This is a genomic window from Legionella saoudiensis (assembly GCF_001465875.1).
Classification (GTDB): Bacteria; Pseudomonadota; Gammaproteobacteria; order Legionellales; family Legionellaceae; genus Legionella; species Legionella saoudiensis.
Map to the genome: position 1 here is coordinate 205,813 of NZ_LN901320.1, position 16,231 is coordinate 222,043.

Here is a 16,231-nt window from a genome sequence, read left to right on the forward strand (position 1 = left end):
TTATGCAAAATAATGTAGCCTGATTGCTTGTAACTCGATCTCCTATTGTCATATAGGCTTTTGCAAAGTATGTTTAAATGACAATGCTTGCTGTAAATGAGCCAAATTTACCAGAGCACTTCCCTCTACATCCGCAATGGTCCGTGCCACTTTTAATAAGCGATGATAACCACGAGCAGATAATTTCAGTTGACTCATTACTCGACTTAAAAATTCTTGTTCTTTTGTATCGAGCTTGCATACTTGCTCGCAGGTTTTGGCGCTTAGATTCGCGTTCAGGCAGTTTTGCCGCTCCATTTGTAGGGCACGTACTTGGACAACCTGCTCGCGAATACGCGCGCTTTGTTTTTCCGGATTTGTGTTAGGCTTGATAAGCTCTTCCTGGGTTAATGCTTGAATGGTAATTTGCATATCAATACGATCTAAAAGCGGAGCTGAGAGTTTGCCTAAATAGCGATTAATGCGATCAGGGCTACATAAGCAATCTGCCTGCGTATTTCCCCATTGCCCACAAGGGCAAGGGTTCATGGCGGCTAGTAATTGAAAACTTGCAGGAAACTCCACCTGGGCTGCTGCTCTGGAAATGCAAATCGTGCCCGATTCTAAAGGTTGTCTTAGGGTTTCTAAGACATGACGATTAAACTCAGGTAGCTCATCTAAAAATAATACGCCATTATGAGCAAGTGATATTTCTCCAGGCTTTGGTGGATTGCCGCCGCCGACTAAAGCAATAGGCGAGGCTGTATGATGAGGAGCACGAAAGGGAGGTGATTGCCACTCCGTAAAATTGGGCAGTTTACCACGAATTGAGCTAATTGCGGCACACTCTAAAGCTTCAGTTTCTGAAAGTTGAGGCAATAAGGTATTGAAGCGTTTGGCTAACATGGTTTTACCGCTCCCTGGTGCACCACTGAGTAAAATGCTATGCCCACCGGCGGCGGCAATTTCCATAGCCTTTTTTGCATGAAGTTGCCCTTTTATTTCTGACCAGTCGAGTTCTGATTGGATAGAATTCTGTTCGGGGCGAGGAGGTAGAAAATGCAAGGGAGTTCCTTGGCATAGATAACTGCACACTTCTCTTAAGTTATTCGCAGTGCTGATATTTTGATGCCCTGTTAATGATGCTTCGACGGCATTAGCATTGGCAATAATCAAATGGTTATTACTTTTATGAGCTGCTAAGACTGCGGGAATAATCGCAGAAATTCCCCGAAGCTCTCCGCTTAATGCCAATTCGCCAATAAACTCATGATGCAATAAGCTTTGTTGGGGTATTTGATTTGAGGCGGCAAGAATGCCTAAGGCTATGGGTAAGTCAAAACCACTGCCCGTTTTAGGTAAATCCGCAGGGCCTAAGTTGACAGTGATTTTTCGGCAGGGAAATTCAAATTGGCTGTTGATAATGGCAGAGCGTACTCGGTCCTTACTTTCTTTGATTGCAGTTTCAGCAAGACCTACAATCGCAAAGCCTGGCATGCCATTTGATAAGTGAACTTCTACGGATACGGGGTGCGCTAATATACCCACGGTACTACGTGTTTTTACAAATGCAAGATTCATATAGATTAATCCCTTGTTAATCGGTTGGACTTTAAGGCTTAGTTCATTTCTATTCCTGGTCAAAATGAACTGGGCACAAGGTTTTATTTTTCTTTTTTCTTTTTCTCTTTCTCTTGATGACTCATTAATTCATTCACTTGTTCTTGAATTTGGTCTAATTTTTCGCGTGTACGTGCTAATACTTTAGTTTGTACGTCAAATTCTTCACGCGTAACCAGATCCATATGCGTAAATGCGGCATGCAATACTTCTTTAAATTTTTGTTGGATGTCTTTTTCAATGTTTTGTAGACTTGGAGGAAGTGCTGCGAAAAGTTTTTTCGCTAAATCGTCAAATTGTTTGGGGTCGAACATGTTCACTCCTTTATTGTATTTGTAACGAGTCTAACAAAAGTATCATCTTAAAAAAAGCATACGGAATATATTATGAAAATGATTACAGCAATTATTAAGCCATTTAAATTAGATGATGTGCATGAAGCCTTAATGGATATCAACGTACCTGGCATTACTATTTCTGAAACCCGTGGATTTGGGCGACAGAAAGGACATACGGAATTATATCGCGGAGCAGAATACGTGGTGGATTTCCTCCCTAAGATCAAAATCGAATTGGCTTTGCCTGATGATATGGTTGAGGCGGCAATTGAGGCAATTTGTAAGTCTGCTTATACGGGCAAAATAGGAGACGGGAAGATTTTTGTTTATGATTTGCAGCAGGTGGTGCGGGTGCGGACTGGGGAGATTGGGGCAGATGCGTTGAGCTAAGTTGGATATTTTCCAACTGCAGGCAGGCGCGTTAACGTTTGCGCGTTGCGTGAACTTTATGAATAAAAACCTCGTCATTGCCAGCGAAGCAACCCAGAGGTATGTGCTTCGAACCGCAGGGTTGCTTCGTCACATCGTTTCTCGCGATGGCGAAATAGATATTTTCAGGTAACTTAGGATTTTATTAATTAACCTCACAAAGCGCATTCCTGCGATTGCGAAAAAAACCAATCTCATCTACGCTGGATTACGCCAATAAATTGCCCTTTGCGTAATCACCGCATCAAGAGGGATATCCCAGGGATGAGGTTGAATAAAATCCACTCGTTGAAACTGATAAGCCACACCAAATAAGGTGCAATTCGCTTTATCTTTAAATGTTCTATCGTAATAACCAGCTCCCATTCCCAGACGGGTACAACGAACATCAAAAGCAACTAGAGGCATTAAAATTAAATCCAGCTCTTCTGCAGGGATGGCTAAATCATGACTTACATCAGGCTCAGGAATCCCATAGCGATTTTTTTTAAAGGGGGTTACTGGAGTTGCCGGTAAGAATGAAAGAGTTAAATCTTTTTCATTGATTGCGGGGAAGTAGCAAAATTTTCCTTGCAAGGGAGCGGTGTTCCAAATTCCTCCTAAATCAATTTCTCCATTCACAGCAAAATACAAAGCAATACGTTTTGCGTGCCGGTATTGCTCTAAAGAACGTATACGGGTACACACTTGATTGGACGCTGTGGAGCGATATGAAACAGATATTTTAGCGCGTATCTGTTTCATTGTATCTCTTAATGCTTTTTTTACTTGGTCCGCCATATTGATATAGAAGGCTATATGTTCTTCTTAAATTATCATTTTTTTATTGTCAAAGTTCAAGTGATTAGACTTCTGGAATACTGCTATGAAGTTAATGAGCTTCATTATGGTCGTCTAAAGGCAAGCTGTTACTCTTTTAGTAAAACTGAATTCTTGTAGAACAAATATTATTTTTATCGCGATGCACCTAAAAATTAAACTGGCTAAGACTCTAGGCAAAGAAAAAAAAATAAGGTATATACCCGTTTCGGTTTAACCCGATTAGACATTAATAAATCATTGAGAGAATGTTATGAGTGATTTGTTTGAAGAAAATGATGACGATGCAACGAGCGAAGTAGTCGAAGAGTTTGACATCGAAGAGGATTTGGATATTGATCCAGAAATCGAGACTGCTGATCCTAAAGATCTTGATGCGCGCCGACGTTTAGAGCAAATGTTGGATGAAAAGCGTTTACGAGATGAATTGGATGATTTTGGAGACTATTAGACAAATTCCCTAATTATGTATACCCACGTGTTCATGGAGGAGGAGAAGAGTAAAGTGTTCGCAGCAGATGATCGCATCCTTTTAGGGGAGGGATTGTTTGAGACACTTAAAATAGTACATGGCAAACCGTGCTGGGCTAATTTACACTGGCAACGGCTAAATAGTTCTGCACAGAGGTTAGGTATTCCTTTTACTCTTCCCTATGAACAGTGGTTGCAGTGTTTAGTGAAAAAAATTCAACAAGAGCAATTAATTAGCGGTGGGATTAAAGCTATTTTAAGTGCTGGTAGCGCACCCCGAGGCTTAACCCAATATGGGCAACATAGCCAATTAGTGTTGCAAGCCTTTCCATTTACCGCCCAAGTTAATCCCTTACGTTTAATTTCTGCTCCTTGGTTGAGGGATGCAGCAAATCCAATCTATCAAGTAAAATCGGTCAATTATTTAGAAGCAATTATGGCAAAGCGTCATGCACTTACCGTGGGGGCTGATGATGCCTTGTTTTTTAATTTAGCACATCATGCAACCGAAACCACATGTGCCAATTTATTTATCATTCAGCAGCACACTTTATTCACCCCTCCGGTGACTGATGGGTTATTACCTGGAATTACACGTTCAAGGATTCTTGGCTTTTGTCGGGAGAAAAATATCCCCTGCTATGAACAGTCATTAACCCAAGCCAGGCTTGAAGCGGCTGATGCGATTTTTATTACGAATTCTTTGCAGGGGATTCAAGTGATTCGTTCTTTTGCTGGAATTGATTTGCCAATAAGTCATCCGTTGCTTGAGCAACTAAAGTCGTCTTTGGCTGCTTGAATGGTTTTTTAATCTTTAGGACACCTATTTTACATAAGCACAGGAGGAGTAGGGCAATTCCTGAAATAATAACTCCACTATTACGATAAAAAGACCCTTGTTGCATTAAAACATCCATTCCTGCATAGCCAAAATAAGTATAAATAATTTCCGGTGGAATCAAAAAAATAAAGGTAGTTAATAAGTAGGTGCGGAAACTTATGCCAGTAACTCCCAGACCGTAATTGACGAGATTAAAAGGAATAATAGGAAATAAGCGCAGTAGAGCAACTGACACCCATCCTTTTTGTTCCACACTACGAATAAGCTTCATCAAATTGCCGTCTTTATTTTTAGGTAGCCAATTATCGCTAAAATAGCGAGTAATCAAAAAAGAGCAGGCTGCTCCCCAAGTCGCTCCCAATAGATTGACTAACGTACCCAAGGTAGGGCCAAAAAGAGCGCCTCCAGCTAAAGTAATGACCATGGTCGGTACAAACATAAGAGTGGCCAGGCAATAAATGATTATAAAAAGCACGGGTGCAAGCCAGCCCAATTGATCCACCCAGGAGATGATTTCTGAGGCGTATTTGTGAAAGAAAAAAGCGGCGGTACAAAATAAGGTTAAAGCTATGGCAATATAAAATAATTTAGCAGGACGTATAGCGGTCAATTAATTAAGACTCCTTCCAACAAATTCTTTAGGCTAAGAACCGCGATCTTTTCGAGGCTCCATGTTTATTAACCAGCCACTCCTGCCTTACGGAAATGACCGATATCGGTGTTTCGGAAGTCTGCCATATTACTGAATTTCTATATAAGAACACAATCTATTACACCCCCATAGAGTAACAATCTTGCAAATTTAAGAGTGATTGGGTATAACCGAGGCGAATTTTTTATTTAGAGACATAGATATGGAACAAGTCGCGTGGAAAGAAAGACTAAAGCAACGTGCTCAGCGCTGGATTAAGGCACTATTGACCTATTGGTTTCGGGTCAGCTTACATGGCGAATACCAGCCTGAACCCAATTCAGTGATTATTGCCAATAGAACATCAAAAATAGATTTATTACTACTTGCCATGTTACTGCCGGAACGCCTTACCGTTGCATTACATCCACATGCTACAGGTTGGTTCTGGATGAAAATGATGACTCTTTTTACCGATGTCATTGCTGTAGACTCAACCCGAGCACAGGCTGCCAGGGCATTAGTCAAGGCAATTCGTGCTGGGAAGCGTTGTGTTATTTTTCCTCAAGGAATTGGTTTGCAAGAAGAGAGTCTTCGCGTTTTTGATGGACCAGGCTTAATTTTGAAAAAGGCAAAAGCCAATGTTATTCCAATTCGTATTGATGGAGCACAACACAGTATATTTTCTATCAGCAAGGACAAGCATCGAATCCAAGTTCGACCTAAAGTTACTTTATATGTATCACCAGCGCCTGCTTATTTGCGTCTCAAAGACAAGTCTGTGGACAGGGCTACGATTAGTTTGCGTTTATTCCGTCTAATTAGTGAATTAACCTTTGCGAATAGTTTTCGCCCTAGGTCTTTATTCCGGGCTTTAATTGATGGGGCTGATTTAGGGATTAAGCACAAGGCCACTATAGAAGACTCGAATCGCACTCCTCTAAGTTATCGCCAATTTTTAGCGCGCTGTTTTATTTTAGGACGGCAAATTAAAAAACAAACTCAGACTGGTGAACATGTAGGGGTTATGATGCCTACTACCATTGCTGGGATGGTCACTTTTTTTGCATTGCATGCATATCGTCGTCTTCCAGCTATGTTGAATTTCAGTATGGGGTTTTATAACTTATTTTCTGCTTGTCATACAGCAGGGATAAAAAATATATACACCTCAAGACAGTTTGTGGCTACCGCTAAATTAGAAACTTTAATCGAGGAATTACAAAATGCTGGTTTAACAATTCATTTCCTGGAAGATTTTAAAACCAAAATTAATTTAGGACATAAGCTGGCTGGTTTAATCAAAGGCCTATTTCCTGTATGGGCTTATCAATTGATTGGCGAACCAGTGGCTCCCGATCAAACGGGAGTAATTTTGTTTACTTCGGGTTCAGAAGGCATTCCCAAGGGCGTTGTTTTAAGCCATTCCAACATGCTTGCAAATTGCTGGCAATTAACCTCACGTGTTGACTTTTCCTCACGTGATTTATTTTTTAATGCATTGCCTATTTTCCATTGCTTTGGATTAACTACGGGGGCGGTTCTTCCTTTAGTGACAGGGGTAAGTTGCTTCTTTTATCCTTCGCCCTTGCATTACAAAATTATTCCTGGTCTAGTGTATCAGAGCGGGGCAACCATTATGTTTGGTACTGATACCTTTTTAACCGGTTATGCTCGTGCTGCAGAACGCCATGATTTTAGTAGTATTCGTTATATTTTTGCTGGAGCCGAAAAGGTGAAGCCAGAAACGATGCGTTATTGGATTGACAATTTTGGCGTAAAAATTTACGAGGGTTATGGTGCTACAGAAGCATCCCCGGTGATTTCTATGAATTGTCCTTTAGCCTATGTTCCTGGTAGTGTTGGTATGATGTTACCGTTTATGGAGCGTCGTATTGAGCCGGTAGATGGGATTAGCGAAGGAGGGCGTTTGTTCTTACGCGGCCCGAATGTCATGCAAGGTTATCTGTCTTCTGAAAAGCAGGGGATGATTAATGTACCTCAAGATGGTTGGCATGATACAGGAGATATTGTCACCATGGATGAAGAAGATTTTATCACCATTGCGGGGCGAGCAAAACGTTTTGCAAAACTTGCCGGTGAAATGGTTTCTTTGACAGCAGTTGAGGGAATTGCTGCCTCTATTTGGCCTGAATTATTGCATGCTGCTGTTTCAAGAAAATGTGCTAAAAAGGGAGAACAGATCCTGCTCTTTAGTGAAGCTGCTGATGCAGACAAGGCAAGCTTCATTAAGAAAGTTCACGAGTTGAGTTATTCAGAATTGCTGATCCCATATCAAATTTATCCTGGAGCGAAAATACCTGTACTAGCCTCAGGAAAAATTGATTACGTAACCTTAGAAAAACAATTAGAAGAAACCCCCACCTTATAAAAAGTAAGTAATTGCCACTTATTTAAGACTTTTGAGAGGCATGGCATCCTGAGTATGGCGAAGGATGACATGCTTGTAAATAAGCGCCCTGGTAAGCGTTCACGCTGTATGTATTCTATTAAAATTAAGTAAAAAAACTACTGTCATTGCGAACAATGTGAAGCAACCCAGTACTGAGTCTTAACGAAGCATCATTCTGGGTTGCCTCGCCATGACCCGCCATGACGAAATTTACAAGCTTGTGAACGCTTACGTGCCCTGAGCGGCAATTAAGCTGGGTTCATATTATTTCTTTAATACATAACTTCCTGGGGCATCCATAATAGGCACATGTTTTAATTTGTTAAAATCAGGTGCAGGAACTTGCTTTCCTGAATGGGCTTTTAACCAATCCATCCATTCGGGCCACCAGGAGCCTCCATGTTCAGTTGCATGAGCTAGCCACTCTTCAGGAGTGGATGGGGCATGGTGATTTACCTTATAGCCATATTTGGTAGCTGTTGGTGGATTAATAATTCCTGCGATATGTCCTGAGCCGCCTAAAACAAAACGTTTGGGGCCACTCATCAATTGGTAGCCTGTATAGGTTGTTTTCCAGGGTGCAATATGATCTTTTTCAGTCGATAGGAAAAATGTAGGCACATCAATAGTTCTCACGTCGATTGGCGTATGATTCAAATGAATTTTATTTGGTTGAGATAGGTAATTATGCAAATACATCCATCTTAAATATTGGGAATGCATTGTTGCAGGCATATTCGTGGAGTCGGAGTTCCAATACAAGATATCAAATGGGACAGGGTTTTGCCCACGTAAGTAATTTTTAATAAAAAACGACCATACCAAGTCATTAGCTCTTAAGGAGTTGAAGCTTGAGGCCATAAATTTTCCAGCCAGATAACCTTTAGACTTCATTTCATTTTCCAGCTTGCTAATTTGCTGTTCATCAATGAATACCGCAATGTCACCGGGATCGCTGAAATCAATCATGGCTGCCAGGAAGGTGGCGCTGTGAATCGAGTCGTCTTTATGGGCTTTATTATAAGCAAGAAGCAGCGATAAGAGGGTCCCACCAATACAAAATCCTAAAGTATTAACTTGAGGTACCTGCATTTGCTCTTTAATGACATTAATTGCCTCTTGTGGGCCTTCTTTCAAATAATCATATAAACTTTTATGCGCAAAGCTTGAGTCAGGATTAATCCAGGAAATAATAAATACGGTAATGCCTTGTTCTACAGCCCAGCGAACAAAAGAATTATGGGGGCTTAAGTCTAGGATATAGTATTTGTTAATCCAGGGTGGAATAATTAATAGGGGAATTGATTTAACCTTCTCGGTTGTCGGCGTATACTGGATAAGCTCCATCATTTCATTTCTAAATATTACCTTTCCTGGGGTAACTGCCAGGTTGGTACCAATTTTGAATGCATCAACATCCGTCATTTTAATCATTAGACGGGAGGAACCAACCTCTACATCCGAAAGTAAATTATGTAATCCCTGCAGTAAATTTTTACCACGGCTTTTTAGCGTTTCATCCATCAATTGAGGGTTTGTATGCAAAAAATTTGCTGGAGAAAGGGCATCTAGATACTGTTTCGTAAAGAATTTGATGCGTTTGGCGGTGTTTTTATCTGAATACTCCATTTTTTCAAATAAATTATTCATATGTTGAGTTGCTAAAAGATAGTGTTGGCTAAGCAAGTTAAAGAAGGGGTTATGTAGCCAATCTTCACCACTGAAGCGGGAATCAGCGATTGGCATGGATTTACCTTCAAGCCAATGTGCAAATTGGGTCTGTGCCAGCTCCATTGCATCTTTCCAGTAGGTTAATTGCATTTCCCATATTTTCTCTGGGTTTTTTAACATAACCGATACCACATTCTGGAAATGTTCCGTCAGGTCGATGTATTGATCAATTAACGAGGACACATCAAGCGGTTTTTGCTGGATGTCATTAATAATTTGCAGGCTTTTTTCAGCCACAGCATGCATTAGCTCACTAAACTCTCTGTCGAGGTTCATTCCTTTACTCCTGGGACAAATAAATATGAATTCTTTATTTTGGAATGTTTATATAGGATTATCAAGCTACGGTATAACTTTTTCCCTAAGGGTAGTGGGAGTAGACCAGAATATAACGGCCCAATATTCGCAATTATTACATTACCTTTAGCTATTATTTGTCTACAATAAATACAAGATGGAAGATCAATACAATAGCAAGGAGACAATAATGAAGAAAATTTTTTTACTGCTCTTAGGCATAGGTATTTTCTACTCTGCTTATGCAAGCTGTGGTGATGTAAGTGGGAGTGGAACATATAACAATAACGGCACGGGGATAAACACGAATCCACCTTCAACGTCACCTCCACCTCCCAATCCGAATCCTAAGCCTACTCCAAGCAGCGTTCCCGGTGATAATGATGGCTTAGGCAATGGCGGAAACACGCAAGGAATTGGTACCGATAAAGGCGGTGGCAATGGACCCGCGCATTAGCATCAAACTGTAGGTACAAAATATTGTTTCAGTGCCATGTAACTTGTTCGCAGACCAGAAATTATAATCTGACGCTGCGAACAAGTTACGGCATGTTGCTACTTATAATAAAGCAGCTTTATACTCGTAGCAGGCAGGTGCTAATTTCCTGGTTATTTGGGAGTAATTGGCTCGCTGAGTCTAATAGATTTTTATAAGTATCCGTATATTCAATAATACGAGTTCCCCTGGTATTTAATTCACTTTCGGTATAAAAAACATATTTATCTTTATGTTCTGCTATCCACCTTCTACAAGGTACATTATTGTTCTTGGATACGGAGCATAAATCAGTATAAGTTGTAATCGTTTGAAAATTCTTTAAGGCACTTTTCAACTCATCGCGGTAGCTTTCGACTCGTCCCATCATACAGGAATCGATGTCCAAATTTTTCAAAGGTATTTTTTTTAAATCCAGATCATTGTCAAGGATATCTACTAACTCCTCAGCTTCGTATCCTGCAATTAATTCATTCTCGATATCCCCTTGGCCATTAATAAGGATCGAATCACCCGGATTAACTCGTAAATATTGAACATTTTCCGGCTCATAAAGATTGATTAAGAGCTGTTTATAACTTCTTTTTTGCGCTTCATTTAAAAGTCGGCTAAATTTTTCCGGATTAGGAACATAGACAAATCTGGCCGATTGCGCAAAAATTTCGCACAAAATAGAACCAGCATCGGTACCGGAAAGCACTTCGTGCTCGTCTGCTTCAGTAAATTTATCACTATAGCTATAAAGTTCAATTACATGGGTTCGGTTGGGTTTGAAAAAGTTAGGCGGCATATTAATCTATACGGTTGCACAAATATAAGGCATTTTACCATTGGAAGATGAAGGTTTTCTTAAGAGTGTCAATTAATCGATGGGTTAATTTTTATATAAAAGAACAATAATAACCAGTTCGCTTCACTATAACCGGTTTATAAGGGTATAGCGAAGCCTGATTCTAAATTATACGCTAATGCATATCACTTACGGGCAAAAACTAACAGCGACCAACCATCAAGGTTTTCTTGATGTACCAACATAAATAGATGGGCATAGGCTTCGATGAGTAAGGGGGCTTGCTCTTGCAATATTCCAGAAACTACTAACTGCCCTTCGGGCTGCAGTAATTGCTGAAAACGCTCTTTAAGCATCATTAATGGTGCTAACAGGATATTAGCAATAATTAAATCCACCGGATTACTCAGTTCATCAGGAAAGCTAATAAGCAGCTTATTAGTATCAAGGCCATTCGTCAGCGCATTATTTTGCGTTGCTTGTAGCGCTTGTTGATCAATATCTACTGCATAAACTACCCCAGCCCCTAATTTTAATGCAGCTAAAGATAAAATACCTGAGCCACAGCCATAATCAATAATTGATTTTTGCTGCAAAGCTGCTTGTTCTAACCACGTCAAACATAAAGAGGTTGTAGGGTGAGTCCCTGTTCCAAAGGCAAGGCCTGGATCAAGCATTAAATTAACAGCCTCAGGTTCGGGTGGTGTTGACCAGGTAGGACAAATCCATAAGCGTTGACCAAAACGTTGTGGTTTAAAGTCATCCATCCAAGCGCGCTCCCAATCTCTGTCTTCCAATATTTCTAGTGTTAAGACTAAATTAGGATACATTTGTGTTAATTGGTCGCGAGTATATTGCGCTTGAATGGCCTCGGGAAATAAGGCCTGAATGATTACCTCAGGCCATAAAGGGGTAGTTCCTGGTTCAGGCTCAAGAACTGGGTTATCGTTTTTATCAGTGAGCATGGTCGATAGGGCACCAAACTCTTCTAATTCTTCACTTAATTGCTCTATTTGTTCTACAGGGCAATGTTCTATTTTTAATTGAAACCACACAATATTAACCCTTCAACATTTTTTCCAGATAATGAATATTCGTACCGCCGACAACAAATGATTGGTCATGGAGGATTCGTTGGTGTAATTCAATATTTGTTTTTATGCCATCAATAATAATTTCATCCAAGGCATTGCGCATCCTGGCAATAGCTTCTGCCCGTGTGGACCCATAGCTTATGAGTTTACCAATCATAGAATCATAATTAGGGGGCACGGTGTAGCTACTGTAAATATGGGAATCAAAACGAATACCAGGACCACCAGGTTGATGCAGTAATTTGATCATTCCAGGAGAAGGCATAAAGGTCTTTGCATCTTCAGCATTAATTCGGCATTCAATAGCATGGCCACGAAGGGTAATGTCATCCTGGGTTAAGGTCATTGGAATATCGCTGGCAATTTTAATTTGTTCTTTAATTAAATCAATGCCAGTAATCATTTCCGTAACGGGATGCTCTACCTGGATACGCGTATTCATTTCAATGAAGTAAAAACAACCATCTTGGTACAAAAATTCAAATGTTCCAGCACCACGATATTGTAATTTTTCACAGGCTTTAATTACTGCTGCACCAATTTCTTTTCGTAGTTCTGGGCTGATGCCAGGAGCAGGTGCTTCTTCCACCACTTTTTGATGGCGACGTTGCATAGAACAATCGCGCTCACCTAAATGGATTGCTTTTCCTTTACCATCACCAAGTACTTGAAACTCAACATGGCGCGGATTTTCCAGAAATTTTTCCATGTAAACCGTGGCATTATTAAAGGCAGCTTTGGCTTCGCTGCGTGTTAAGGCAATGGCTGTTAGTAAATTAGATTCACTATGAACCACACGCATTCCACGCCCACCACCACCGCCGGCAGCTTTAATAATTACTGGGTAACCAATTTTACGCCCAATTTCCAGATTAAGTTGCTCATCATCGGTTAGGGGGCCATCAGAGCCTGGAACACAGGGTACGCCTGCAGCTTTCATGGCATGAATTGCGGATACCTTATCTCCCATCATTCGAATGGTATCACCACGAGGGCCAATAAATTTAAATCCACTTTGTTCAACTATATCTGCAAAATCAGCATTTTCCGATAAAAATCCGTAACCTGGGTGTATGGCAACAGCATCGGTAATTTCTGCTGCAGAAATAATTGCAGGAATATTAAGATAGCTTTTTTGCGCTGGAGCAGGGCCAATACATACGGTCTCATCCGCAAGGCGAACATGCAGTAGATCTTTATCTACGTCTGAGTGCACGGCAACGGTTTGGATACCAAGTTCTTTACAGGCACGCAAAATACGAAGTGCAATTTCGCCGCGGTTAGCGATAACAATTTTACTGAGCATTAGTGCACCTCTTATTCAATAACAAACAAGACTTGGTCATATTCAACCGGTTCGCCGTTTGCTACCAATATCTCCACAACCTTGCCTGCGCGGTCGGCTTCAATTTCGTTGAACATCTTCATTGCTTCAACGATACATAATACATCGCCAACTTTTACTGATTGCCCCAGAGTTACAAAAGGAGGGCTTTCTGGTGAAGGTGAAGAATACAAGGTTCCAACCATAGGTGAGCGTACTTTATGACCGGAGCTAATTGCTGCGCCAGCAGGTTTGCTTTCATGAGCAGTTGCTGCGGGAGTGCTTGCTACAGGGGCTACCTCAGCACGAGGGGCAGGAGCAGAAACGTAATGAACAGCAGGTGCCTCAACAGGTGCATTGCTGTAACGGCTCAGTCTTAATGACTCTTCACCCTCTTTGATTTCAATTTCAGAAATACCAGTTTCTTCTAATAATTCGATGAGTTTTTTTATTTTACGAATATCCATTATTTGGTTCTCTCTAATTCTTCGATAATTGAGGTTAATGCAAGCGAATACCCTTGTGCACCCAAACCGCTGATGGTGCCTTTGGCAATATCAGAGAAGTATGAGTGATGACGAAAAGCTTCGCGGGAATAAATATTGCTAAGGTGTACTTCAATAAACGGTATGGCAACTGCACTTAGTGCATCTCGCAACGCTACACTTGTGTGGGTATAGCCTGCGGGATTGAATATAATATAATCAATGTTGCCAGCAACCGCTTGTTGAATCACATTGATTAACTCACCCTCAGAATTGCTTTGATAGCAAGATAGCGCCAACCCTGCGCGAGTTGCTTCTTGAGTTAAACGAGAATTGATCTGATCTAACGTGAGAGCGCCATAGATATGGGGTTCTCTTGTTCCCAGAAGATTTAGGTTTGGGCCATGCAAGACCAGGATTTTTTTCATCATTCCGTAATTATAGAATAATTTTTGGCAAATTTTGCCTTATCTTTATGTGATTGTCTATATCTAAGAGGATCTCGGCATGTTCTCCGCACGTTAGTTTAGTTTTTCCGGCATAAAGCCTAAAGTAGGGGGGCTGTAAGCTTCCGTAAACAGGTACAAATGCATTTAATAATTTAAAAAATGATAAAATTGTGCTAGCTTGAATAAGTTTGTTGAGCAGTAGCGGTATTTATATCTAAAAAAAGCATATTTGCTCGCCCAAAAAGGGACATTTTTTAGGATTTATAATTTTCGGTGTGACTTGCCCTCGAAGCTACCAAGTTATTCCATGGCTTGGATTTTCAGGACGATTATTGGTTTTGAAGGGGAGTTACTTTTATATGTAGTAGAGTTGCAATTAAGGAGTTAATTTATGCATCATAATTACTATTTGTCGCCTTTAGCTGTTGCTTTGGCTTTAGGGATCGCTTCACCTGTGCGCGCTGCAGAGCCAATGCCTTTAAATCAGGCATCCATTGCTCAATTAAAACAAAAGTTTTCGCTGACTACTCAAGGTGTTTCCGTTGCAACTGACAGTTTAAGCTTCATCAAAGAACATACTGATCGCAACAAAATGACCCACGTACGTATGCAACAACATTATGCAGGATTCCCCGTACATGGTGGTTATGCCATTCTTCATAGCACTTACTCAGCCAAATCATTAGGACAAGCTAAAGCAAATGTGTCAATGAATGGTGTTGTTTACCAAAACTTACAATCTGAATTAGGCCAACCAGAAGCTTCTTTTGTTAAAAATGCTCCTGTTGCTTTAGAGCAATTTAAAGCTCAATACGCAGGTAATGAATTAAGTGAAGAGCAAGTAGCACCAATGGTTTACATCGATGACAAAAATCAAGCACATTGGGCATATAAGGTTAGCGTTTTTGTAACTTACAAGGATAAAATTCCTGCGCGTCCAACCGCAATTATTGATGCGAAGACCCATAAACCATTTGTACAATGGAATGACGTAAAGACTGCTAAATCAGCGGCTAATGGCGTAGGTTTTGGTGGAAACCGTAAAGTTGGTGAATATAAATATGATGGCGGTGAGTTTCCATACCTAGAATTAACTCGCGATGACAGTGCTGCTACCTGTTTTATGGAAAATACTGATGTTCGAGTAATTGATATGGGTCATAAGTACAGTTCTAAGACCAGAGCAATGAAGTTTGATTGCCCAGCAAATGATTCAGGCATCTATATGACTGGTTACAAAGCGGATGGTTATGACCGTGATAATGGCGCTGCATCACCAACAAATGACGCTCTTTATGCAGGTTATGTAATCAAACATATGTACCATGATTGGTATGGTGTTGAGGCCTTAACTAAGTCAGATGGTTCGCCCATGCAATTAGTAATGCGCGTACATTATGGTCAGGGTTATGAAAATGCGTATTGGGATGGACGCCAAATGACCTTTGGTGATGGCGATACCATGATGTATCCATTAGTATCTCTTGGCGTTGGCGGTCATGAAATCAGCCATGGTTTCACAGAACAGCATTCAAATCTTGAATACTATGGTCAGTCTGGTGGTATGAACGAAGCCTTCTCTGATATGGCAGCGCAAGCAGCTGAGTATTACTCTGTAGGAAAAAATACTTGGAGTATTGGTAGTGAAATCATGAAAGAAGACAGTGGTTATGATGCACTACGCTACATGGATCTACCCAGTCGTGATGGTTCGTCAATTGATTCTGCTGATGAATATTATGGTGGTTTAGATGTTCATTATTCTAGTGGCGTGTATAACCGTTTATTCTATTTGATGTCAACCACAGCAAATTGGAATACTCGTTTAGCTTTTGATGTAATGGTCAAAGCAAATATGGATTATTGGACACCTTACTCATCTTTTGATGAAGGGGCTTGTGGGGTGATTAATGCAGCATCTGATTTAGGTTATTCTATTGACGATGTGAAGGCTGCGCTAAAAAAGGTTGCAATTAATTATTCTCAATGTTCTTCTAAGAACCATTAATCTGTTTAGAAACCTG

The 16,231-nt window shown here is 40.6% G+C and carries 16 protein-coding genes; 6 read left to right on the forward strand and 10 right to left on the reverse strand.

What is annotated here, in order from left to right; translation table 11 throughout:
• Positions 1-48: 48 nt before the first annotated feature.
• Together BN3124_RS01915 and ubiK are read right to left on the reverse strand one after the other, a co-directional pair.
• Entirely contained in the window at positions 49-1,560 is a 1,512-nt protein-coding gene (locus BN3124_RS01915; protein WP_058533170.1) for a YifB family Mg chelatase-like AAA ATPase, read from the reverse strand.
• An 83-nt stretch (positions 1,561-1,643) separates the two neighbouring features.
• A complete protein-coding gene (gene ubiK / locus BN3124_RS01920) occupies positions 1,644-1,913 on the reverse strand; it encodes a ubiquinone biosynthesis accessory factor UbiK (protein WP_058533171.1) in 270 nt (89 codons plus the stop codon).
• 72 nt (positions 1,914-1,985) lie between these two features.
• Here ubiK and BN3124_RS01925 point away from each other — a divergent pair, with 72 nt between their 5' ends.
• Complete coding sequence (locus tag BN3124_RS01925; RefSeq protein ID WP_058533172.1) at positions 1,986-2,327, forward strand: P-II family nitrogen regulator; 342 nt, start codon at positions 1,986-1,988, stop codon at positions 2,325-2,327.
• A gap of 237 nt (positions 2,328-2,564) precedes the next feature.
• Here BN3124_RS01925 and BN3124_RS01930 read toward each other — a convergent pair whose 3' ends face one another.
• Complete coding sequence (locus BN3124_RS01930) at positions 2,565-3,146, reverse strand: 5-formyltetrahydrofolate cyclo-ligase (RefSeq protein ID WP_058533173.1); 582 nt, start codon at positions 3,144-3,146, stop codon at positions 2,565-2,567.
• Between the two features lie 292 nt (positions 3,147-3,438).
• On the opposite strand from BN3124_RS01930, the gene BN3124_RS01935 reads away from it, so the two are divergent.
• Positions 3,439-3,636 carry a PA3496 family putative envelope integrity protein gene (locus BN3124_RS01935; RefSeq protein WP_058533174.1) on the forward strand — a complete coding sequence of 66 codons (198 nt, stop codon included), beginning with the start codon at positions 3,439-3,441 and terminating at the stop codon, positions 3,634-3,636.
• A gap of 33 nt (positions 3,637-3,669) precedes the next feature.
• On the forward strand, positions 3,670-4,455 hold the full coding sequence (locus BN3124_RS01940) for an aminotransferase class IV (RefSeq protein WP_149865181.1): 786 nt from the start codon (positions 3,670-3,672) through the stop codon (positions 4,453-4,455).
• On the opposite strand, the gene BN3124_RS01945 is transcribed toward BN3124_RS01940, so the two are convergent.
• Entirely contained in the window at positions 4,349-5,107 is a 759-nt protein-coding gene (locus tag BN3124_RS01945; protein ID WP_078061451.1) for a TVP38/TMEM64 family protein, read from the reverse strand. The two genes, BN3124_RS01940 and BN3124_RS01945, sit on opposite strands and share 107 nt — an antisense overlap.
• Before the next feature lie 244 nt (positions 5,108-5,351).
• On the opposite strand from BN3124_RS01945, the gene BN3124_RS01950 reads away from it, so the two are divergent.
• Positions 5,352-7,520: an AMP-binding protein gene (locus BN3124_RS01950; RefSeq protein ID WP_058533176.1), complete on the forward strand. Its 2,169-nt coding sequence runs from the start codon at positions 5,352-5,354 to the stop codon at positions 7,518-7,520.
• Between the two features lie 285 nt (positions 7,521-7,805).
• Here the strand turns inward: BN3124_RS01950 and BN3124_RS01955 are convergent, their stop codons facing one another.
• The gene (locus BN3124_RS01955; RefSeq protein WP_058533177.1) at positions 7,806-9,548 is read right to left on the reverse strand and encodes a PHA/PHB synthase family protein; all 1,743 of its coding nucleotides are present in this window, start codon (positions 9,546-9,548) and stop codon (positions 7,806-7,808) included.
• A 211-nt stretch (positions 9,549-9,759) separates the two neighbouring features.
• Here BN3124_RS01955 and BN3124_RS01960 point away from each other — a divergent pair, with 211 nt between their 5' ends.
• Positions 9,760-10,026, forward strand: a complete 267-nt coding sequence (locus BN3124_RS01960; RefSeq protein ID WP_058533178.1) for a hypothetical protein — start codon at positions 9,760-9,762, stop codon at positions 10,024-10,026.
• Between the two features lie 118 nt (positions 10,027-10,144).
• Here the strand turns inward: BN3124_RS01960 and BN3124_RS01965 are convergent, their stop codons facing one another.
• From BN3124_RS01965 to aroQ, 5 genes are all read right to left on the reverse strand, one after another.
• On the reverse strand, positions 10,145-10,855 hold the full coding sequence (locus tag BN3124_RS01965; RefSeq protein ID WP_058533179.1) for a hypothetical protein: 711 nt from the start codon (positions 10,853-10,855) through the stop codon (positions 10,145-10,147).
• 185 nt (positions 10,856-11,040) lie between these two features.
• On the reverse strand, positions 11,041-11,910 hold the full coding sequence (gene prmA / locus BN3124_RS01970; RefSeq protein ID WP_058533180.1) for a 50S ribosomal protein L11 methyltransferase: 870 nt from the start codon (positions 11,908-11,910) through the stop codon (positions 11,041-11,043).
• A 4-nt stretch (positions 11,911-11,914) separates the two neighbouring features.
• On the reverse strand, positions 11,915-13,255 hold the full coding sequence (gene accC, locus BN3124_RS01975) for an acetyl-CoA carboxylase biotin carboxylase subunit (protein ID WP_058533181.1): 1,341 nt from the start codon (positions 13,253-13,255) through the stop codon (positions 11,915-11,917).
• A gap of 11 nt (positions 13,256-13,266) precedes the next feature.
• Complete coding sequence (gene accB, locus BN3124_RS01980; protein ID WP_058533182.1) at positions 13,267-13,740, reverse strand: acetyl-CoA carboxylase biotin carboxyl carrier protein; 474 nt, start codon at positions 13,738-13,740, stop codon at positions 13,267-13,269.
• Positions 13,740-14,186 (reverse strand): type II 3-dehydroquinate dehydratase, encoded by a 447-nt coding sequence (gene aroQ, locus BN3124_RS01985; protein ID WP_058533271.1) that lies wholly within the window; start codon positions 14,184-14,186, stop codon positions 13,740-13,742. The genes accB and aroQ overlap by 1 nt, the downstream gene beginning before the upstream one ends.
• A gap of 412 nt (positions 14,187-14,598) precedes the next feature.
• Here aroQ and proA point away from each other — a divergent pair, with 412 nt between their 5' ends.
• Positions 14,599-16,215 carry a zinc metalloprotease ProA gene (proA, locus tag BN3124_RS01990; protein ID WP_058533183.1) on the forward strand — a complete coding sequence of 539 codons (1,617 nt, stop codon included), beginning with the start codon at positions 14,599-14,601 and terminating at the stop codon, positions 16,213-16,215.
• Positions 16,216-16,231: the final 16 nt, after the last annotated feature.